At 67.8% G+C, this 21,353-nt stretch carries 17 protein-coding genes and 1 tRNA gene; 8 read left to right on the forward strand and 10 right to left on the reverse strand.

From position 1 onward, the window contains the following. Together WFL22_RS06285 and WFL22_RS06290 are read right to left on the reverse strand one after the other, a co-directional pair. Positions 1-1,179: a glycosyltransferase gene (locus tag WFL22_RS06285; protein WP_336652664.1), complete on the reverse strand. Its 1,179-nt coding sequence runs from the start codon at positions 1,177-1,179 to the stop codon at positions 1-3. A gap of 144 nt (positions 1,180-1,323) precedes the next feature. After that, positions 1,324-2,637 carry an MFS transporter gene (locus tag WFL22_RS06290; RefSeq protein WP_336991943.1) on the reverse strand — a complete coding sequence of 438 codons (1,314 nt, stop codon included), beginning with the start codon at positions 2,635-2,637 and terminating at the stop codon, positions 1,324-1,326. 147 nt (positions 2,638-2,784) lie between these two features. Between WFL22_RS06290 and WFL22_RS06295 the strand changes: the two genes are divergently transcribed. Then, entirely contained in the window at positions 2,785-3,105 is a 321-nt protein-coding gene (locus WFL22_RS06295) for a helix-turn-helix domain-containing protein (protein WP_336991944.1), read from the forward strand. 71 nt (positions 3,106-3,176) lie between these two features. Here the strand turns inward: WFL22_RS06295 and WFL22_RS06300 are convergent, their stop codons facing one another. Genes WFL22_RS06300 through dnaK form a run of 5 tightly spaced genes read right to left on the reverse strand, consistent with a single transcriptional unit; the run spans position 3,177 to position 8,154 of the window. After that, positions 3,177-4,313, reverse strand: a complete 1,137-nt coding sequence (locus WFL22_RS06300) for a class I SAM-dependent methyltransferase (RefSeq protein ID WP_336991946.1) — start codon at positions 4,311-4,313, stop codon at positions 3,177-3,179. Further along, the gene (locus WFL22_RS06305) at positions 4,301-4,723 is read right to left on the reverse strand and encodes a heat shock protein transcriptional repressor HspR (RefSeq protein WP_336652660.1); all 423 of its coding nucleotides are present in this window, start codon (positions 4,721-4,723) and stop codon (positions 4,301-4,303) included. The genes WFL22_RS06300 and WFL22_RS06305 overlap by 13 nt, the downstream gene beginning before the upstream one ends. A gap of 14 nt (positions 4,724-4,737) precedes the next feature. Then, entirely contained in the window at positions 4,738-5,700 is a 963-nt protein-coding gene (locus WFL22_RS06310) for a DnaJ C-terminal domain-containing protein (RefSeq protein WP_336652659.1), read from the reverse strand. Continuing rightward, positions 5,693-6,304, reverse strand: a complete 612-nt coding sequence (locus tag WFL22_RS06315; RefSeq protein WP_336652658.1) for a nucleotide exchange factor GrpE — start codon at positions 6,302-6,304, stop codon at positions 5,693-5,695. The genes WFL22_RS06310 and WFL22_RS06315 overlap by 8 nt, the downstream gene beginning before the upstream one ends. A 2-nt stretch (positions 6,305-6,306) precedes the next feature. Then, on the reverse strand, positions 6,307-8,154 hold the full coding sequence (dnaK, locus tag WFL22_RS06320) for a molecular chaperone DnaK (RefSeq protein ID WP_336991947.1): 1,848 nt from the start codon (positions 8,152-8,154) through the stop codon (positions 6,307-6,309). A gap of 235 nt (positions 8,155-8,389) precedes the next feature. Between dnaK and WFL22_RS06325 the strand changes: the two genes are divergently transcribed. Next, complete coding sequence (locus WFL22_RS06325) at positions 8,390-9,703, forward strand: MFS transporter (protein ID WP_336991948.1); 1,314 nt, start codon at positions 8,390-8,392, stop codon at positions 9,701-9,703. An 87-nt stretch (positions 9,704-9,790) separates the two neighbouring features. After that, complete coding sequence (locus WFL22_RS06330; protein WP_336652655.1) at positions 9,791-11,077, forward strand: ATP-dependent DNA helicase; 1,287 nt, start codon at positions 9,791-9,793, stop codon at positions 11,075-11,077. A 130-nt stretch (positions 11,078-11,207) separates the two neighbouring features. Here WFL22_RS06330 and WFL22_RS06335 read toward each other — a convergent pair whose 3' ends face one another. Then, positions 11,208-12,260 (reverse strand): biliverdin-producing heme oxygenase, encoded by a 1,053-nt coding sequence (locus tag WFL22_RS06335; RefSeq protein ID WP_336991949.1) that lies wholly within the window; start codon positions 12,258-12,260, stop codon positions 11,208-11,210. Between the two features lie 118 nt (positions 12,261-12,378). On the opposite strand from WFL22_RS06335, the gene WFL22_RS06340 reads away from it, so the two are divergent. From WFL22_RS06340 to WFL22_RS06350, 3 genes are all read left to right on the forward strand, one after another. Then, positions 12,379-13,656 carry a serine hydrolase domain-containing protein gene (locus tag WFL22_RS06340; RefSeq protein ID WP_336991950.1) on the forward strand — a complete coding sequence of 426 codons (1,278 nt, stop codon included), beginning with the start codon at positions 12,379-12,381 and terminating at the stop codon, positions 13,654-13,656. Between the two features lie 56 nt (positions 13,657-13,712). Then, positions 13,713-13,786 (forward strand) — tRNA-Gly (locus WFL22_RS06345). 309 nt (positions 13,787-14,095) lie between these two features. Next, positions 14,096-15,433, forward strand: a complete 1,338-nt coding sequence (locus WFL22_RS06350) for a class I SAM-dependent RNA methyltransferase (RefSeq protein ID WP_336991951.1) — start codon at positions 14,096-14,098, stop codon at positions 15,431-15,433. A gap of 100 nt (positions 15,434-15,533) precedes the next feature. Here WFL22_RS06350 and WFL22_RS06355 read toward each other — a convergent pair whose 3' ends face one another. Both WFL22_RS06355 and WFL22_RS06360 read right to left on the reverse strand, forming a co-directional pair. Then, the gene (locus WFL22_RS06355; protein ID WP_336652651.1) at positions 15,534-15,914 is read right to left on the reverse strand and encodes a cupredoxin domain-containing protein; all 381 of its coding nucleotides are present in this window, start codon (positions 15,912-15,914) and stop codon (positions 15,534-15,536) included. Positions 15,915-15,958: 44 nt separating this feature from the next. Further along, positions 15,959-17,398: an NAD(P)H-quinone dehydrogenase gene (locus tag WFL22_RS06360; protein WP_336652650.1), complete on the reverse strand. Its 1,440-nt coding sequence runs from the start codon at positions 17,396-17,398 to the stop codon at positions 15,959-15,961. 231 nt (positions 17,399-17,629) lie between these two features. Between WFL22_RS06360 and WFL22_RS06365 the strand changes: the two genes are divergently transcribed. Beyond that, on the forward strand, positions 17,630-20,389 hold the full coding sequence (locus tag WFL22_RS06365; protein ID WP_336991953.1) for an aminotransferase class I/II-fold pyridoxal phosphate-dependent enzyme: 2,760 nt from the start codon (positions 17,630-17,632) through the stop codon (positions 20,387-20,389). Positions 20,390-20,399: 10 nt separating this feature from the next. Then, on the forward strand, positions 20,400-21,224 hold the full coding sequence (locus WFL22_RS06370) for a purine-nucleoside phosphorylase (protein ID WP_336991954.1): 825 nt from the start codon (positions 20,400-20,402) through the stop codon (positions 21,222-21,224). The last annotated feature ends 129 nt before the right edge of the window (positions 21,225-21,353 follow it).

Consider the following 21,353-nt stretch of genomic DNA (forward strand, 5'->3'; position numbering starts at 1 on the left):
TCAGGCTTCGCCTCGGTACAGCGCTTCGAAGGTGTCGAGGGTGCGGTCGATGTCGTGCACCTGCACGGCCGCGAGCGATGCACGCTGCATACGCTGGTACTCCTCAGGCGTGAGGCTCAGCACTGCTTCGATCTGTTCGGCGAGTTCTCGATCGTTGCCTGCCTGGAAGAGGTGGCCGTTTTCGCCTTCGTGAACGAGGTGCGGCAGGGCCATCGCGTTGGCGGCGACGATCGGCAGCCCGGAGGCCATGGCCTCCATTGTGGCGATCGACTGCAGTTCAGCGATCGAGGCGATGACGAACGCGCTCGCCTCGGTGAGGTGGGCTCGCAGCTGCTGGTCGCTCACGCGTCCGGTGAAGCGCACACGATCCGCGATGCCGAGTTCGGTGGCGAGCTTCTCGAGGTTCTTGCGCTGGTCGCCGTCGCCCACGATGGTGAAGCTGACATCGAACGCGGGGTCGATGCGCGGGATGGCACGCAGGATCACGTCGATTTCTTTTTCGAGGGTGACGCGGCCGACGAACACGAGCTTGTTCGCGGTGCGCGGTTCGAGGTCGGCGGTGTAGTCGGAGGCGCGCAGGCCGCAGCTGACGGGCAGCACACCACGGCGGTGGGTATTGCGTTCCAAGAAATCGGCGGCGCGGCGGGTGGGTGTGGTGACTGCCGCGGCACGGGTGAGCACGCGGTCGGCGTCGTTCCACCCCCAGCGTACGAAGACGCGCTTTGCCCGCTCGGGCAGCAGGGTGAAATCGAGCACGTTCTCCGGCATGACGTGGTTGGTGGCCACGATGCGGATGCCGCGTTTGGCTCCTTCTTTCGCGAGCGCACGCCCCACTACGATGTGCGACTGGATGTGAATGACGTCGGGACGCACGGAGTCGAGCAGTCTGCGAGCGTATGAGCGGGCCCGCCAGGGCAGCACGAAGCGCAGCCAGTCGTGCGGGTACCACCGCCAGCTCGTCCACCGGTGCACAGTCATGCGCTCGCCCTCGATGGTCTCCGCGAAGGTGCCGGCGCTGGTCGCACGCTTCGACGGGGCGACGACGTGCACGTCGTGGCCGCGCTGCACGAGGCCGGCTGCGAGACGTTCGGCGAAGCGAGCAGCCCCGTTGACGTCGGGCGAGAAGGTGTCGCATCCGATGAGAACTCGGAGCGGCTGCTGGCGATCGGTGGTGCTCACGGTGTGCGGGAGTCCTTCGGTCGATGAGGCGTTTGCCGGTGGGCGAACGCACTCAAGTGTATGCAGCGTCTCCTCAGAATCGGCGCAGCAGCGCCCCGAGTCGGCGCAGCGGGGAGCTGCGCGGCGCGGCGGTGGCGGATCCGGTCACCTGGTGGAGGGGGCGCCTGGGCCGGGATCACTCGTGTCGGCCCCGCGATCCGCATCGGGATTGCGGCCGACACGGGGCCGCAGACGCGGAATGTAGCGCGGGATCCAGCGCGCGAATCCTGCCGCGCCTGCGACCGCGAGCATGCCTGCGACGGCGCTCGCGAGCGGCAGGGACGCCGCGGCGATCGCGGAGACCGCGAGGGGTGCGGTGGCGCCCCCGAGGTCGGTGAGGGTGCGCCAGGCGGCGAGGTAGGGGGCGGGGTTGTCGCGCGGGGCGAGGTCGGCTCCCAGCGTGAGGAGAATGCCGCTCGACAGGCCGTTGCCGATCCCGATCACCACAGCGCAGCCCGTCAGCCACCAGGCCGCGCCGGGGAGATCGTGGGTGGCGGCGAGCACCAGAAAGCTGAGCGCCATCGCGATCATGGCCGGGAGCGCCGCCCAGAGCCGCCCGAAGCGGTCCATCACCTGGCCGCTGGCATAGAACAGTGCGAAGTCGATGGTGCCTGCAATGCCGACGACGAGCGCCACGCTCGTCGCGTCGAGACCGATCGAGACGCCCCACAGCGGCAGCAGCACGTCTTTCACGGAACGCAGGCCTGAGAGGATCGCTGCGGAGCCGCCGATGCGCAGCAGCGGAGCGTGTCCGTGGCGGATCGCGGAGAGCATGCCGTCCGATCCTCGTGGCGCCCCGGCTCCGCGACCGGGGCCCGCCTCGCCGGCAGGGCCGTGCGAGAGCAGCCGCTCGGGGTCAGGGGCAAAGCCCACGAGCAGCGCGGTGAGCGCGAGGCAGACGACGAACGCCCAGACGGGGGCGTGTTGGTCACCGGTGATCCCGAGCAGCCCTGCTGCGAGGAACGGCCCGGCGAATCGTCCGAAGCGGTGGGAGCCGCCGATCAGCGACAGCGCTCTGGCCCGGAACGTGACGGGCACGCGCGTGGTCATGAGGGAGTGGCGCGCTAGCCCGAACGCTGCCTCAGCGAAGCCGATCACGAACGCTGAGGCGCCGAGCACGGCAAGGCCGGGTGCGAGTGCGACTCCGAGGGCCCCCAGGAGGGCAACGCCGGAGGCGATGAGCATCGCGATGCGTTCACCCGCCCGCGCCACGAGCCAGCTGGCAGGCAGGTTGCCGACGAGCCTGCCGACAACCACCGTGGAGGCGATCACTCCTGAGAGGCCCAGCCCGGCCCCCTGCGATACCGCAATGAGGGGCACGATCGGCAGCATGGCGTAGGCACCGAGGGTGAACAGGATTGTCGGCCCGTAGATGCTCGGGGCAAGACGCAGCAGCAGTTCCCGTGTGGCGTTCGACATGTCGCTTCCAGAGTACGCCCACGGTCAGCCACCGTCGGGCGAGTTCGGGCTTTCATCCTCACCGAATAATGCGCGAACACACTGGGCATTTTTAGCCAGTGCTCGCAAGGCCTGGTGCCGAATGCATGAGTCGAGCACGCTGGGTGCGTGCCAAACATTCACTCGGAAGCCGCGATAAAGATCGGCCGCCGCGTACGCGAGATCCGCCAGCACCTTGGTATCTCGCTGGAAGATCTCGGCGAGCTCGCGGAGATCAGTTGGACCAGCATCGGCAAGATCGAACGCGGCGTCTCCAGCCCGACTGCCGAAACGCTGGTGCGCCTCGGCACCGCGCTCGAAGTGGATCCGGGCAGTTTTCTGTCAGGCCTCAGCGCTGATGACTACGGTGTGCGCGTGCACCAGATCTCGGCCCGCGACCTCATTCGGGCCCGCGCAGAGCAGGGCAATCCGCGCCGCCGCAAGGCCTGACCACCCTCGATAGTCAGGCCTGACGACCCTCGCCGGCGCAGCGGTGGGCCGCACTGGCGAGCACACCCAGCTCAGCGACGCATCGCCGACAGCACCGTAAAGGTGCGGTCTCGGGCAACCTCGCGCACCGGGCCGATCTCGCGCTCCACGAGGGGCCGATAGCGCAGGTGCGAATTGAAAACGAGACGCAGCTCGCCACCGGGAGCGAGTGCGCGACGGCACGCGCGGATCAGGCGGTGCGCCACTCCCGCGTGCACCGTCGCCCCCGTGTGAAACGGCGGGTTGAGCAGGATCAGATCCGCCCACCCATCGGGCACGGCTTCAAGAGCATCAGCACGGTGGATCGCCACCCGATCCGCCACACCCGCCTCTGCCGCGGTGAGCCGAGCCGCAGCAACCGCGGCGGCCGACTGGTCTGTCGCGATAACCTCGGCGTCGGGCCAGCGCAGCGCCGCAGAAACGGCCAGCACCCCATTGCCGCAGCCGAGATCAACGATACGGGCGGGCTTCACGCCAGGCCTTTCGGGCACACCCAGCCCTTCGAGCAGCAGCCTGCTGCCGTGATCGAGCGTGGCACCCCCGAATGTCGCCCCGAACGCGGCAACCCGAAACGCGAGCGCAGCATCCGATCCCCACTGCGGAAACGGCGCGGGGCCGATGTCACGCCGCGCGCTCGCCCGCAACACCCGAGCCTTGCGCCACCCGAGCCCCGCCGAGACCTCGCCGAAGGAGCGGCCCAGCACCTCGTTCTGAGCACGAGTCATATGCTTCACGCGCCCGCCGGCGACCACCCGCACCTCGGGATGCGCCCAGCGCGCGATCGACCAGGCGATCTCGTCGAGCGCGTCGAGGCCCCGCGGCAACTGCAGCAGCACCAGCCGCGCATCGCGCAGCAGCGACTCGTCGAGCGGGTGCGAGCTGTGCATCCCGGCAAGGCCGAGACGTTCCGCGTTCGCGGTAAGCGCGCGCTCGGCGAGCAGCGGATCCTGGTGCACGCGGATCCGCCGCGCACCGAGGCTCGCCGCACCCAGCGTGAGCGCACCGTGACGGTCACCGATCACCACCAGCTCACCGTCGTCGATGCCGCGCAGCTCATCGGCGACGGTGTCGAGCATCAGCTCATCGGCAGAATCGTAGGCCTGCAACTCAGGAGCATCGAAATCAGGCGCTCGCGAAAGCTGCGCGAAGAGCGCGGTTACGGCTTCCACACGACAACCTCGGCGTTGCGCCGCACGCGGGTGCCGCGGCGCAGGGTGATGACCTCCCCGCCCGCGGCACCGGCAGCGAACACACGCCGCTCGGGCCGCTGCAGCTGCTCCTGAGCGAGCGCTTGTTCGAGCTCGTGCACACGGCCCTCGAGCTCGCGCACCCGATCCTCCAACCGCAGCACCCGGCGGATCCCCTCCAAGCTGAGCCCCTCGGCCGACAGCCGTGACACCTCGCGCAGACGCGCCACATCGTGCAGCGAATAGCGGCGGGTGTTGCCACGGGTGCGCTGCGGCGACACGAGCCCGATTCGGTCGTACTGTCGCAGCGTTTGGGGGTGCATCTCGGCCAGCTCCGCGGCGGCGGCGATCGCGAACACCGGGGTGTAGCGATCCATCTGAGGTTCAGCCATGGGTCTCACCGCTCTCAGCCACGGGCGCGCGACAGAAGATCCTCGCGCGGGTTCTCCCGGGGCTCCACTTCGCGGAAGGCCTCAAGCGCCGCGCGGGCTTCCTCGGAGAGGTGCGACGGCACGACCACCTGCACCTCGGCGAGCAGGTCGCCGGTGCCCTTGGCACTCTGCACACCACGCCCCTTCACCCGCAGCACCCGCCCACTGGGCGTTCCCGGCTGCACCCTGAGGCGCACGGGATCGCCGCCGAGGGTCGGCACTTCGACGGTCGCGCCGAGCGCGGCCTCCGAGAAGGTGACCGGCAGCTTGAGGCGCAGGTTCTGGCCGTCGCGCTCGAACACGGGGTGCTTGCGAACACTCACCGTGAGGATGATGTCGCCCGCGGGCCCGCCGTTCGGGCTCGGCTCGCCCTTGCCGCGCACCTTGATCTTCTGCCCGTCCGAGACACCCGCCGGAATCTTCACCTTCACCGAACCATTCGGGGTCTGCAGCGTGACGGTCTTGCCCTGCACGGCGGTCTCGAAATCGAGCGTGGTCGTGGCCTGGATGTCGCGCCCCGGCTGCGGGCCGCTGCGGCCGCCACCGAACATGTTGAAGATGTCCTCGTAACCCTGGCCGCCCTGTGGGAACCCACCCTGGTAGCTGAAGTTGGCACCGCCGCGACCACCGCCGAACATGCCTCCGAAGATGTCCTCGAAGCCCTGACCGCCGCCCCCGCCTGCGGTGAAGCGGGCGCCGCCAGCACCCATGGCGCGAATCTGGTCGTACTCGGCGCGCTGCTCTTTGTCGGAGAGCACCGAGTAGGCCTCGCTGATCTCCTTGAACTTCGCCTCGGCGACGGCGTCGCCGGGGTTGGAGTCGGGGTGATGCTTGCGGGCGAGCTTGCGGTACGTCTTCTTGAGCTCAGCCTCGCTCGCGTCTTTTGAGACGCCGAGGATCGCGTAGAAGTCTTTCTCGAGCCAATCCTGACTAGCCATCTGCCCCCACCGCCACCGCTACCTTGGCGGGGCGCAGCTCGACGTCGCCGACGCGGTACCCCCGCTCGATCACGTCCAGAACGGTCTGCTGCTCGGTGCCAGGCACGGGCACCTGCGCAATGGCCTCGTGCAGCTGCGGGTCAAAGGGTTCGCCCTTCTCGCCATAGCTCACCAAGCCGAGACGTTCCATAGTGGCGCGCATCTTCTGCGCAATGGTGAAGAACGCGGTGCCCTCGACGAGATCACCGTGCTGCTCAGCGCGGTCGAGATCGTCGAGCACTGTGAGCAGCGGGGTGACCGCCGCGGCCACGGCGCGCTGCTTCTCGAGCTGCGCGTTGGCCTCGGTGCGCTTGCGGTAGTTCGCGTACTCCGCGGTGAGACGGCGCAGATCTTCGAGGTAGGGGTTCTCCTCGGGAGCGGCCTCGGCTGCAGCTGCGTCGGCGGCCTTCGCGTCGGTGCTCTGGTCTGCGTTCAGGATGTCATCGACGGTGAGCCCGTCTTCCTGCGGCACGGGGCCGGAGGCATTCGCCTCCGGCCCCGTCGTCGCAGGAACATCGTCGCGGTTCGGGTCTTCGCCCGGCGTGCGCTGTTCCTGTGCTGCCATGGTTACTTCTGCTCCTCGTCTTCGACGACCTCGGCGTCAACCACGTCGTCATCGTTCGCCCCTGCGGCGTCGGCGTCTGCGGCGGGCTGTTCAGCCTGTGCGGCCGCGTAGATCGCCTCGCCGAGCTTGGTCTGGCTCTGGCCGAGCTTGCCGGCAGCCGTCTTCACGGCCTCGTCGTCGTCGCCGGCGAGCGCCTGCTTGAGCGCGTCGAGATCGCCCTGCACCTCAGTCTTGACGTCCTCGGGCAGCTTGTCTTCGTTCTCGGAGATCAGCTTCTCGACCGAGTAGGCGAGCTGCTCGGCGTTGTTGCGCTGCTCGGCCGACTCGCGGCGCTTCTTGTCTTCGGCGGCGTGCTCTTCGGCCTCGCGCACCATGCGCTCGATGTCTTCCTTGGAGAGCGTCGAACCACCCGAGATGGTGATGGTCTGCTCCTTGCCGGTGCCCTTGTCCTTGGCCGAGACCTGCACGATGCCGTTGGCGTCGATGTCGAAGGTGACCTCGATCTGCGGGATGCCGCGGGGTGCCGGGGCGATGCCCGTCAGCTCGAAGGTGCCCAGGTTCTTGTTGTCGCGAGTGAACTCGCGCTCGCCCTGGAAGACCTGGATCGCGACAGAGGGCTGGTTGTCCTCGGCCGTGGTGAAGGTCTCGCTGCGCTTCGTGGGAATCGCGGTGTTGCGCTCGATCAGCTTCGTCATGATGCCGCCCTTGGTCTCGATGCCGAGGCTCAGGGGGGTGACATCGATGAGCAGCACATCCTTGCGCTCACCCTTCAGCACGCCGGCCTGCAGCGCGGCGCCCACGGCGACAACCTCATCGGGGTTGACGCCCTTGTTGGGCTCCTTGCCACCGGTGAGCTTCTTCACGAGCTCGGTGACAGCGGGCATGCGAGTCGAGCCGCCGACGAGCACCACGTGGGCGATGTCGGAGACCTTGACGCCGGCCTCCTTGATCACGTCTTCGAAGGGCTTGCGGGTGCGCTCGAGGAGATCCTTGGTGAGGTCCTCGAACTTGGCGCGGGTGAGCGTCTCGTCGAGGTTGGCGGGGCCGTTCTCGGTGAGGGAGAGGTAGGGCAGCTGAATCTGGGTGCTCGTCGAGTTCGAGAGCTCCTTCTTCGCCTGCTCTGCTGCTTCCTTAAGGCGCTGCAGCGCGATCTTGTCGTTCGATACGTCAACGCCGGTGGAGGCCTTGAACTGATCTGCGAGCCAGCTGACAACGCGCTGATCCCAGTCGTCGCCGCCGAGGCGGTTGTCGCCGGCAGTGGCGCGCACCTGGATCGTGGAGAAGTCGTCGTCCTTGCCCACCTCGAGCAGCGAGACGTCGAAGGTGCCGCCGCCGAGGTCGAAGACCAGGATGAGCTCGTCTTCCTTGCCCTTGTCGAGGCCGTAGGCCAGAGCGGCTGCGGTGGGCTCGTTGATAATGCGCAGCACGTTGAGGCCCGCGATCTCACCGGCCTCCTTGGTGGCCTGGCGCTCGGCGTCGTTGAAGTAGGCGGGAACGGTGATGACGGCGTCGGTGACCTTGTCACCGAGGTAGGTCTCAGCGTCGCGCTTGAGCTTCATAAGCGTACGGGCACTGATCTCCTGCGCGGTGTAGCGCTTGCCGTCGATCTCGTCGCTCTTCCAGTCGGTGCCCATGTGGCGCTTGACGGAGGCGATGGTGCGGTCGACGTTGGTGACGGCCTGACGCTTCGCGGTCTCTCCGACGAGCACCTCGCCATCCTTGGTGAATGCGACGATCGAGGGAGTGGTGCGGAACCCCTCGGCGTTCGCGATGACGGTGGGCTCGCCGCCCTCGAGCACGGCGACGACCGAGTTGGTGGTGCCGAGATCGATGCCTACTGCACGTGACATGTGTTCTCCTTCTGTGTGTACTGTTTCGGATCCGTTGCCCACTGCGGGGAGGAATCCGTGGTCCTGACGCCCACGGCGCTCCCCTCAGGGAAGACCTTGAGCCTGATGCACTCAAGTTTACTCGGCGTCGCGCGACAGTCAAGTAGGATTCCGCAAACTTGAGTCGAACACACTCAACTCTCAGGGTTCATCCGCACGCTCCCATCCGTTTGCCATGATCGAGTACAGTGACCCCATGACCGAGACCGCGTCGGATTCCGCGCTGCACGAGAATCATCTGCACGACCCCGCGGCCCCGCAGGTCAAGAAACGCACGATCTTCGCCTGGTCGCTCTGGGATTGGGGATCCGCAGCTTTCCAGGCCGTCGTCACTACCTTCGTCTTCACCGTCTACATCACCTCAGCCGCCTTCGGCCCAGAAGAGCAGACCTCTGTCGCCCTCGGCACCACCCTCTCGATCGCGGGCATCGCCGTCGCACTCTTCGGCAGACTCACCGACGCCACCGGCCACCGCAAACACTCCCTCGCCGTCACCACGGGCATCGTGGTCGCCTGCACCGCCCTCATGGTGCTCGTGGCCCCGGCACCCCAATACTTCATGCTCGGGCTCGTGCTGCTCGCCATCGGCAACATCGCCTTCGAATTCGCAAGCGTCAACTACTACTCGATGCTCACTCAGCTCTCGACGAGCCGAAACGTGGGCCGCGTCTCCGGCTTCGGCTGGGGCATGGGCTATCTCGGCGGCATCGTGCTGCTCACCATCGTGCTCGTCGGCTTCATCCTGCCAGACACCGGCTGGTTCGGGGTGACCAGCGACGGCGGCTGGAACGTGCGCCTCGCCATGGTGGTGTGCGCGCTCTGGTTCGCCGTCTTCGCGATCCCCACCTTCTTCGCAGTGCCCGAGATCTCAGCCGACAGCGACCGCCGGGTCGTAGGCGTCGTCGCCGGCTATCGCGCGATCTTCCGCAGCATCGGCCAGCTCTGGCGCACCTCCCGCCACACCCTGTTCTTCTTGATCGCCAGCGCGATCTTCCGCGACGGCCTCGCCGGTATCTTCACCTTTACAGGCATTGTCGCCTCGCTCTCCTTCGGATTCGAGCCCGCCACCGTCATCATGTTCGCCATCGCGGCAAACGTAATCTCGGGCCTCGCCACCATCCTCGGAGGCGTCGTCGAAGATCGCGTGGGCGCCAAGAACGTGATGACGGTCTCGCTCGTGCTGCTCGTGATCGCGCTCGTGCTGATGTTCGCCCTCGCACCCCTCGGTGCCCCAGCATTCTGGATCGTGGGCCTCTTCGCCACGATCTTCGTGGGGCCCGTGCAGTCGTCGAGCCGCAGCTTCCTCGCCCGCCTCACCCCGCCAGGCAAAGAGGGCGAAATGTTCGGCCTCTACGCCACAACCGGTCGCGCCGTCTCCTTCCTCGCCCCGCTCACCTTCACCATCGCGGTCGCCCTGGGCGGCTCCACGATCTTCGGCATCATCGGCATCGCCCTCGTGCTGCTCGTCGGCCTCGCTCTCCTCCTCCCCGTGCGGGTGCCGGCGAGCTGAGCCCGAGGCAGCCGACAGCTCAAGCCGGCGCGCCAACGGCCACACCAGCGCACCGCGCCAGAGCCCCAGCAGCGGTACCCTGGACCGGTGGCACGCCCCGACCTCTCCCCCGAGCAGCTCGCCGTATACGAGCGCATCGAGCACACCCGCGAGCACATCTTCGTGACGGGCCGCGCCGGCACCGGCAAATCGACGATCCTCGGGCACCTCTCCTGGAACACCAGCAAGATCATCGCAGTCTGCGCCCCGACAGGCGTCGCCGCCCTCAACGTGGGCGGCCAGACGATCCACTCGCTGCTGCGCCTGCCCACCGGCATCATCGCCGATCACGATCTCGATCAGCCCGCCGAGCTCAAGAAGATGCTCGCCTCCATCGACACCCTCGTCATCGACGAAATCTCCATGGTCTCTGCCGACCTCATGGACGCCATCGACCGCTCCCTGCGGCTCGCCCGCGGCAAGCGGCACGACCCCTTCGGCGGAGCACAGATCATCATGTTCGGCGACCCGTTCCAACTGCCGCCAGTGCCGCCCCGCGATCCCCACGAGCGCGCATACTTCGCCGACACCTACCGCTCGCTGTGGTTCTTCGACGCGAAGGTGTGGGCGACGACGCCCATGTCGGTGATCGAACTCAACGAGGTGCACCGGCAGCGCGACGACCGCTTCAAGCAGATTCTGGGCGCGGTGCGGCACGGTGTCGTCGCAGAGGATGAGGCGAACGAGCTTAACGCTGCGGGCGCCCGCCCGGCACCGCGCGATGTGATCACCCTCGCCACGACAAACGCGACCGTCAACCGCATCAACGCGGAACGGCTCGCCGAGATTCGCGGCTCATCGCTGCGAGCCGTCGCCGAGGTCAACGGCGAGTTCCGCGAGAACACCTACCCCGCCGACGAGGTGCTCGAACTCAAACCTGGCGCGCAGGTGATGTTCCTGCGCAACGACCCCGACGGGCGCTGGGTGAACGGCACCATCGGCACCGTTTCACGGGTCGACGGCACCGTCTGGGTGGAGGTGGATCGCGAGGAGTTCGAGGTCGAGCCGACAACGTGGGAGCGCTACCGCTACCGCTACGACGCCGAAACGAAGAAGCTCGAAAAAGAGGTGGTAGCCGAGTTCGAGCAGTTTCCGCTGCGCCTCGCCTGGGCCGTCACCGTGCACAAATCGCAGGGCCACACTTACGACGCCGCCGTGGTCGACCTCGGCCCGCGCGCCTTCAGCGCAGGGCAGACCTACGTGGCGCTCAGCCGGGTGCGCTCCCTCGACGGGCTGTTTCTCAGGCGCCCGCTGCAACCGCGCGACGTGATCGTCGACCCCCATGTGGTGCGGTTCTTCGCGGAGCGCGGCACGGAGCAGGGCGCGGCTTCCTGACAGGGGGCGGATCCGAAACCGGATCCGCCACTCGCCGACCCGCCGCCGCAGCCCGGCACCACCCGCGCCCGCGGCTCAGCGGGGTGCGCGCCGTGCACGCCGATCAGGCCCAGCCCGGCCGCGTTCCCAATCAGGCAGCGACGGCGTCGCGAGCCTTGCCGAGATCCCTGAACACAGCAGTGTTGAAGGCATATGCGGCACGCACTTCATCGAGCATGCGCGCTTGCTCATCTGCGTCGAGACCGACGCCGAGCGCATCGAGCGAGGCCCGGTACTCGGTCTTGAAATCGGCCAGCGAACCCAGTGCCTCGAAGTCGTAGAAAGCAATGCCGTCATGATCGAGCCCGTGCTGCTTCGCAACGCGCTTCGCAATCATCTGACCGCCCGACAGGTCGCCCAGGTAGCGGGTGTAGTGGTGCGTGACGAGGCCAGCAGCCCACCCCTCCTCGGCAACCTCGCGGATGCGGGCCGCATAGGCGGCCGTCGCAGGCACCGGGGCGATGCGATCACGCCAGTCGTCGCCGATGAGGTGGCGCAGATCAGCTTCGAGAGCGGGCATGCGCACCAGCCCGGCAACGTTGAACGGCGCGAACGCCGGATCGGCGGCGAGGCTGGCGGCGCTCTCCTCGAGCGCCTCGTACATGAAGAAGTGCTGCGCCACGAGGTCGATGTAATCCTGCAGCGTGCCCTTGCCCCGCATGATGTCCTCCATGAAGGTGGCCCCTTCGCTGTCGGAGTGATCCGACCAGGAGCTTTCACGGATCACCGCGGAGAACGGCTTCTCGCCCGACGCCTCATCCGCATCGGCGGCGTGACGGCCCTTCTGGGCACCGTGCGAGTGGCCCTCGCCGTGGGCGTGGGCCTCGCCGTGGTGCGAAGCGCTGCCGTGCTCCTCCCGCGCGGGCACGCCGAGCTTCTCGCAGGCGGCTTTGTAGAGAGCCACCACCTCGCGGCGGATCTGCGGCCGCTCAGCAATCTCGCCGCCGGGCCAGGGAATCGACACCTCGCGCTCACCCGCGGCGTCGGTCACGAGCCAGACACCGGCCTCACCGGTCACGCCGACCATGCGGCTCGACACCGCATCAGGGGCTGCGAACGCACGGACGATCAGCAGATTGTCCTCCGGATGGTCGCCGTTCATGTGGCCGGTCACTGCGGCGATCACGTCATCTGCAAAGCTCATCACCGTCCCATCTTACTCAGGCAAGCCTTACCTGGTAAGTCGAGCCGCATGACTCCCAGCCGCGCGCACTAGAATCTCGTGTGTTCTTCGTGTTCCGAGCCGAGATTGGCGGTCGAGTTTGATCCCGAGACTTGCACAGCGCACCCGCTTCGCGGCTGTCGCGCTCCTCGCGACCGCCGCACTCGGCCTCACCGCGTGCACCGGCGGGCCCGCCATCTCAGCCTCGAGCGACGTGGCGACCCTCGACAAGGGCCTCGCCAGCAGCATCGACGATGCGATCGCCACCGCGATGCAGCAGAGCGGCTCCACTGAGGCCGTCGTGGGCGTCTGGTCAGGCGACAACGCCTACGTGCGCGGCTACGGTGAAGGCGTCGACGGCAACAGCCTGATCCGTGGCGCGCAAGCCACCCAGCCGGTGCTGTGCGCACTGCTGCTCGACTACGTCGCAGAAGGCACCATCAAGCTCGACCGTCTCGTTGAGAAAGACCTCACCCGCCTATCGGGCATCGACGACATCACCTACGATCAGCTCTGCGGCATGACCTCAGGGCTCGCCGATTTCAAAGCGACCATCGCCGATATCTTCGTCAATAACCCCACCCGCCCCTGGCCCGACCAAGAACTCATCGCCCAGGGCCTCGCAGGCTCGCCGCTCCCCTGGCCCGGCCGCGACGTGAACATCTCCGACACCAATGCGCTCGTGCTCTCCCGCGCCCTGCACGTGAAAACCGGCGAAGACATCTCCGACCTGCTCAAAGCCAAGGTCTTCGAACCGGCAGGCATGGGTTCGAGCTACTTCCCCAATCTCTCCAGCACCACGGTGAGCGGTAACACGCTCTCCGGCCTCGCCTACCCGTCGAGCGGCGGCGCGCCCGTCTGCGAAGCCGGCGTCGCTGAAAAGCCAGAGGTCTCGCCCTCCATGCTCGGAGGCGCAGGTGCCACAGTCACCACGGTCACCGACCTCAAGAACTTCTACGAGCACTACCTCGACGGCACGTTCGGCGGCGCAGCCTCGAAGCGCATCACCGAAACCGTGCCCCTCCAGAACCCCGAGCGCGACGCCGAAGGCAACCCCACCAGCGAACCCGACACCGCAGCAGGCGAATGGGCCTTCGGCATGGAGAAGATCGGCCCCCTCTACGGGCGCAGCGGTGCCATCACGGGCACGCTGACAGCCGCCTACCATGACCCCGAGTCCGGGTTCTCGGTGGTCGTAGCGCTCAACAACTCCTCTGCGGGAGCCGCCTTCGTCAAGACACTCGCCTTCGAACTTGCCGCGCTCGCGACCGAGGCGGGTGCCGGCCCCGAACTGCCGTGGACCGCAGCCGACCAGACCGCAGCACTCGCCAGCGCCGCGATCTGCCAGGCGCCACCAGAGGAAGAAGCCACCGAGTAGCAGGCGGCAGGCGATCACGCCGCGCACTGCTATAGTTGGTGCGGCGCTATCGCCCTGGGATCGTCGTCTAATGGTAAGACATCAGCTTCCCAAGCTGAGAACGCGGGTTCGATTCCCGTCGGTCCCTCCACTTCAGAAGGCCCGCTTCGGCGGGCCTTCCCCCGTTTCACAACCTCCGGGAATCCTCAAGAACCCGAAACCGTCGTCGCAAGCTCCTCCGGCGGCATAGCCGCGCAACGCTAACGCGTTGCACCAAGCGGCTGGCCGGGGTTCGATTCCCGTCGGTCCCTCCACTTCAGAAGGCCCGCTTCGGCGGGCCTTCCCCCGTTTCACAACCTCCGGGAACCCTCAAGAACCCGAAACCGTCGTCGCAAGCTCCTCCGGCGGCATAGCCGCGCAACGCTAACGCGTTGCACCGAGCCGCTGGCGGGATGGGAGAATGGTGACCATGTCTTCACGGGAACACTCCGCACACACGCCGCTCGAAATCGGCGAGACGATCGAACTCGACGTCACCGGCATCGCCCACGGCGGGGTGAGCGTCGCCCGGCACGAAGGGCGTGTCGTGTTCGTCTCGGATGCGATCCCCGGCGAGCGAGTGCGTGCCAGAGTGACCGATGCGAAGAAAAAGTCATTCGCGCGCGCCACTACGGTCGAGGTGCTCGACGCCTCCGCCGATCGCCGCGACCACGTCTGGGCCGAGGCCGCGATCGACCGCGATCCTGAGGATCGGGCGGGCGGTGCCGAGTTCGGCCACATCTCGCTGGAGCGCCAGCGTGCGCTCAAGGCCGAGGTGCTGACCGATGCGATGCGCCGCTTCGGCGACGTCGAACTCGCCGCCGAAGAGGGTGAAAACCTCGCCGAAGCGCTGGCCGAGCTCGTCGAGCCGGCACCCTGCGACGAGGAGAACGGCGGCCTCGGCTACCGCACGCGCGTTCGCTTGCACGTCGACCCCGAAACGGGTGTGGTCGGCCCCTACGCGGCGCGCAGCCGTCGTGTGATCCCGGTGGAGTCGCTGCCGCTCGCGAGCGAGGGCATCGCGCAGATCGCGCCGCTGGGCGATCTGATGCCCGGCGTCGCGACCGTCGACCTGATCGCGCCTGCCGCGGCAGATCCGCGCATGTTGATCGGCCTCGCCGGCGAGAAGACTCGCGCCGGTGAGAACGACACGATTCATGAGCTGGTGGAAGATCGGGGCTTCCTCGTGCGCGCCGGCGGTTTCTGGCAGGTGCACCGTGAAGCGCCCGCGGTGCTGTTCACCGCGGTGTGTGACGCGATCGCCGAGCTCATCGATGAGGGCCGCTTCGACCCCGCGGCGGGCAACCTTGATCTCTATGGCGGTGCCGGCCTGCTGGCTGCTGCGATGGCTGAGGCTGCGGGCCCCGGCGTCAAAGTGACCACTGTGGAGGCTGAGCCCGGAGCCACCGATGACGCCGCCGAGAACCTGTCGGAGCTGGTGGGGGCGCTCGCGCTCACTGCCCGCGTCGATCGGCATCTCTCCGAGTTGCTGCGGGCGTCGGCCCCGGTGCGCGACAGGCTGCGTCGTGGCACGGTGGTGCTGGATCCGCCCCGCTCGGGTGCGGGCGGCGGCGTCACGGGGCAGCTCATCGAACTCGCCCCGGCGAACATCGTGTACGTGGCATGCGATCCGGTGGCGCTCGCCCGCGACACGAAGACGCTGCGCGAGTCGGGGTACGAGCTGACCGGCCTGCGCGCCTTCGACATCTTCCCGCACACCCACCACTTCGAGAGCCTCGCGACCTTCCAGCGCGCGTAGCGGAGATACTGAGGGGTGCTTCGCGCCCCTCAGCCACGCGGCAGCGGATCAGCGCGTCAAGCTGCCTGAGGTCCGAGGGCGGATCGCGACGGATCGCGACCTACTGCGCGCTGACTCGCACCACACCCGTCATCTCGGGATGCACAGAGCAGTCGTAGGCGAAATCGCCCGCCTTCTTGAACACGTGGGTGTAGCTGCCCTCGGTCATGAGCTCGCTCACGAAGCTGCCGTCGGCTGCGACGACGTCGTGCTCGGCAGTGCCCTCGAACACCCAGCGCACGGCGGTGCCCGCTGCGATGTCGATCTCGGCAGGCACGTAGCGATTGTCGATGATGTGCACCACGACGTCGGTCTCGACGTCGTCAGACGGCACCGCCGCAGGCTTCGACGCAGAGCACGCCGTCAGGCCGACGAGGGATCCGACGCCGAGCGCGCCAAGCACCACGGCGCGGCGGGTGATCGCTGAGGTTTCACGGAACACTGTGCAACTCCTGGGGTTGGGAAGCGGGGGTCGCTCGCACCCGCTCAGTGGCGGTGCAGGGCGCGAGCGGCGTCGGTGATCGCACCCGTCATCGACGGATACACGGCGAAGGCCGAGGCGACCTGGTCGACGGTGAGGCGATGCTCGACCGCCAGTGCGAGCGAGAAGATGAGCTCGCTGGCGCGGTGTGCGACGATGACGCCGCCGATCACCGTGCCCGAGGCCTTCCACGCGAAGAGCTTGACGAAGCCGTCGGTGAAGCCGATCATCTTCGCGCGCGGGTTCACGCTGAGCGGCACCGTGTGGGTGACGTGCTGGGCGAGGCCCTCGGATTCGGCGAGGGTGCGCTCGTTCCAGCCCACGGTTGCGATCTCGGGGTAGGTGAAGACGTTGGCTGCGACATTGCGCAGATCGATCGGGCGCACGAAGTCGCCGAGCGCGTGCATGATTGCGGTGCGCCCCTGCATGGACGCCACCGAGGCCAGCGGGAAGAAGTCGGTGCAGTCGCCTGCGGCGTAGATGGAGGGCACCCCCGTGCGGGCCACCTTGTTGACGCGGATGTGCCCGCTGTCGGTGAGCTGCACCCCCGCCTCTTCGAGACCGAGACCGCGGGTGTTGGGGATCGAGCCGACAGCCATGAGGCAGTGCGAACCCTCAATGGTGCGACCGTCGGAGAGCGTCACGACAACGCCGTCGGCGCTGCGCACGACAGAGTCGGCTCGCGACTTCGACATGACGTTCATGCCGAGGCGCTTGAACTCACGCTCGATCACGGCGGCAGCGTCGGGGTCTTCGCCCGGCAGCACCTGCTCGCGGCTGGAGACGAGCGTCACCTCGGCTCCCAGGGTGCGGTAAGCGTTGGCGAACTCGGCCCCGGTGACACCCGAACCGACCACGATGAGATGCTCGGGGATGGCGGGCAGGTTGTAGAGCTGCTTCCACGTGAGGATGCGCTCGCCATCAGGCTTCGCCGAGTCGAGTTCACGGGGGCTGGATCCCACAGCGACAACGATGGTGTCGGCCTCGACCCTGTCGAAGTCGGTGCCGCCGTCGCCGGCCGCCGTGGAAACGAGCACCGCACCGGTGCCGTCAAGGCGGCCCTCACCCTGCACGACGCGCACCCCAGCGGTCTCAAGGCTCTGCAGCATGTCGACGGACTGCGCGCCGGCCATGGCGAGCAGTCGCTTGTTGACGGCTGCGAGGTTGACGGCGATCTCGGGCCGCACAGGCTTGCCATCGCCGCCCGGCACGAAGGCCTGGACGCCGAGACGACCTGAATCGCGCACCGCCTGCACACCGCCGGCTGTTGCAATGAGGCTCTTCGAGGGCACGACATCGGTGAGCACCGCGGCCCCGCCCACGCCGGCGCGCTCGATCAGCGTGACTTCGGCGCCGAGCTGGGCACCCGCGAGCGCCGCTTCGTATCCGCCTGGGCCGCCGCCGAGCACAGCGATCCGATGCTTCCGTTCATACGCTTTCGCCATGCCTTCCATCCTAGGCGCTGCGCCCTGCGTTCGCCGTCGCGGATCACGCTCGCGGCAACCTTCGAAATGGTGATGCATTTCGCTGAAAAACAGGCGAAATCGTCGTGTATGACGTACATGACTACCGTTCACATCCGAGTGCCCGTGCAGGCATTCTCAACACCCTAGGATCGATCTCGGCAACGCGAGCGGGTGCCGAGCAAACAAAGAGGTTGGGAAGGACGACTGCACATGACGAGGATCGAGCACGGGATCCCCCTCGCTGAGACGCACAGCCTCAGCGCGACGCAGCCGCCCCGCAGCACCGGATCCGCCGCCCTCGAACGCGACCCCGGAATGCCCGCAAGCACCTGGCGCCTGCGGAGCGACGCCTGGGAGTACCTGCGCTTCGCAGTGAAACGGCTCGCACTCGGCGGCGAAGACGCCGAAGCGCTCGCCGGCGACAGCGAGATCCACCGCAGCCTGAGAGCCCTCGAAACCATTGAAATGTACTGGGCCGGCTTCGGGCAGCGCTACGTGCGCAGCATCGGCGAACTGCTCGAGATCGGCGACTACCGCGCTGCCCTCGACCGCATCGGCCGCGTGGTGAACCGACTGCGCAGCGACACCGTGCCCGAAGAACCGCGCGACGAGCACCTCGACGAGCAGGAGCGGGCCGAAGCAGCAGCCGACACCGACACCCGGCCCCGCTTCGAAGTGCTCATCGTCGACGAAACCACCCCCGCCGACCGCGACTTGATGCGCTCAGAAGCACTGCGCCTGCGCGGATCAGCAGACACCTTCACCTACGAGTTCGTGGTGGTGCCCTCCGCCGACGACGCCGTCGCCGCTGTGCTCACCAACCCCAACATTCTCGCCTGCGTGGTGCGGCCCGGATTCAGCGACAGCACCAGACAGCGCCTCAGCCGCGACCTCATCGACACCATCAGGCTGGCCCGCTCCGAAGTGAGCACCGGCCGCACCTCTGAACGGTCCTCGCTCGCTTCGGTGCAGCGGGTGCTGGGCCTCGCCGACACCCTGGCCGCGATCCGCCCAGAACTCGACCTCTACCTCATGGCGGGCGCGCACATCGAGGATCTCGCTGGGGCGCTCACCCGCCGCTTCCGCCGCGTGTTCCGCCGCGAAGACCAACTCGAACTGCATCTGTCGTTGCTGCGCCGCGTATCGCACCTCTACGACACCCCGTTCTTCTCCGCCATCCAAGATCACGCGCGCAGGCCCGTCGGCGTCTTCCACGCCCTGCCCATCGCCCGCGGCGGATCCGTGGTCAACTCGAAGTGGATCCGCGACCTCGCCGACTTCTACGGCCTCAACCTGCTGCTCGCCGAAACCAGCGCCACCTCCGGCGGCCTCGACTCACTGCTCGCCCCCACCGGAGCAATCAAGAAGGCGCAGGATCTCGCCGCACGCGCCTTCGGGGCGAAACACACCTTCTTCGTCACCAACGGCACCTCCACCGCCAACAAGATCGTGCACCAGGCGCTCGTCAGCCCGGGTGACGTGGTGCTCGTGGACCGCAACTGCCACAAATCGCACCACCACGCCATGATGCTCACCGGCGGCCGCGCCGCCTACCTCGAGGCGTACCCCCTCAACGACTTCGCCTTCTACGGTGCCGTGCCCCTCGACCGCATCAAGCAGCTGCTGCTCGACTACCGCGCCGCCGGCCGCCTCGACGAGGTGCGCATGGTGACGCTCACCAACTGCACCTTCGACGGTATCGTCTACGACCCGGAACGCGTGATGGCCGAGTGCCTCGCCATCAAACCCGACCTCGTGTTCCTGTGGGACGAGGCCTGGTTCGCGTTCGCGGCCTTCCACCCGGTGACCCGTCGCCGCACCGCGATGGCGTCGGCGAAAAACCTCGAAGAACGCCTCAAGACCTCCGCCCACGCGGCCGCCTACCGGGCCCAGCAGCAGCGGCTCCACGGGCCCGACGGCACCCCGGCGCCCGACGCCGTGTGGCTCGAAGAGCGGCTGATCCCCAGCCCCGACGCCCGCATTCGCGTGTACGCCACCCACTCCACCCACAAGACGCTCACCGCGCTGCGGCAGGGCTCCATGATCCACGTCTACGACCAGGACTGGGTGCGCGAGGCAGAAGAGCCCTTCCACGAGGCCTTCATGACCCACACCTCCACCTCGCCGAACTACCAGATCCTGGCGTCGCTCGACCTCGGGCGGCGGCAGGTCGAGCTCGAAGGCTTCACCCTCGTGCAGCAGCAGCTCGACCTCGCCACCAGCCTCTCCCAGGCGATCGCGCGGCACCCGCTGCTGCGCCGCACCTACCGCGTGCTCACCGCGAACGAGCTCATCCCCGCAGGGCACCGCGAAACACGGCGCCCCATGCCGCTGCGTGACGGCCTCGCCTCGATGTGGCAGGCGTGGGCGGCCGACGAGTTCGTGATCGACCCATCGCGCGTCACCGTCGAGATCACCCGCACCGGTGTCGACGGCGACACCTTCAAGCACGAGCACCTCATGAACCGCTACGGCATTCAGGTCAACAAGACCAGCCGCAACACGGTGCTCTTCATGACGAACATCGGCACCACGCGCAGCGCGATCGCCTACCTCATCGAGGTGCTCGTGAAACTTGCGGAGCGCTTCGAGGAGGATCGGGCGCAACGCGATCCAGAGCCCACCGAAACCGCCGCGGCCCCCATGCCGCCGCTGCCCGATTTCAGCTCGTTCGCGCCGGGCTACGACGCCCCAGGGCTGCCCGACGGCGATGTGCGCACCGCGTTCTTCCGCGGCCAGCAGCGCCGCCACATCGAGCACGTATTGCCGGAGGAGCTACGCGAGCGGGTGTTGCGCGGCGAGCAGCCGGTCTCGGCAGGCTTCGTCACTCCCTACCCGCCCGGCTTCCCCGTGCTCGTGCCCGGGCAGATCATCACCGCAGAAGTGCTCGACTTCATGGCCGTGCTCGACACCCGCGAAATCCACGGCTACGACCCTCGCCGCGGCTACCGGGTGCTGTGCGCCGAATAGGCTGGTGAGCATGAACGACGCGCAGGATCACGCAGCCTCCTCATCCAACCCCGCCGCCCTCGCCGCCGAGGCCGCCGCAGCCATCGCCCGCCTCACCGGTGTGGCGCGGCACGACATCGGCCTCACCCTCGGCAGCGGCTGGGGCAAAGCCGCCGACGTGATCGGTGAGACCGTCGCGGTGATCCCCGCCGAGCAGGTGCCTGGCTTCCACGTTTCTGGTGTGCCGGGCCACTCGGGCACGCTGCGCTCGATCCGCCTCGCGAGCGGCAAGCATGCGCTCGTGATCGGGGCACGCACCCACTTCTACGAGGGGCGCGGCGTGCGCGCCGTGGTGCACGGTGTACGCACCGCGGCAGCCACCGGCGCAACGACGATGATCCTCACCAACGGTGCCGGCGGCATCGACCCCGCCTTCCGGGCCGGTGAGCCCGTGCTCATCTCGGATCACCTCAACCTCACCGCCGCATCACCGATCGAGGGCGCCAACTTCGTCGACCTCACCGACCTCTACGCATCGCGCCTGCGCGACCTCGCCCGCGAGGCCGAGCCCGCACTGCAGCAGGGCGTCTACGTGCAGCTGCCGGGCCCGCACTACGAGACCCCCGCCGAGATCCACTACCTGCGCGTGATCGGCGGCCAGATCGTGGGCATGTCGACCGCGCTCGAAGCGATCGCCGCCCGGCAGGCCGGCATGGAGGTGCTGGGGCTGTCGCTCATCACGAACCCCGCCGCAGGCATGGGCGATCCGCTCAGCCACGATGAGGTGCTCGCCGAGGGCAAGGCTGCCGAGCCGCGCCTCGCCGATCTGCTCTCCCGCATCGTGACGCGCCTATAAGGCGGGGGCGGATCGCATACCTTCGTACGATCAGCGCCCTGTTTTCGGTGAGAACGTCTGACGGGGTGGGGCGCACCCGGCGGCTAGGCTGAACAGCATTGCAGGCAGAGTCGCCACTCGGAGGAGAAC

Origin of the sequence: Leucobacter sp. VD1, from assembly GCF_037150695.1 — a bacterium.
Lineage (GTDB): Bacteria > Actinomycetota > Actinomycetes > Actinomycetales > Microbacteriaceae > Leucobacter.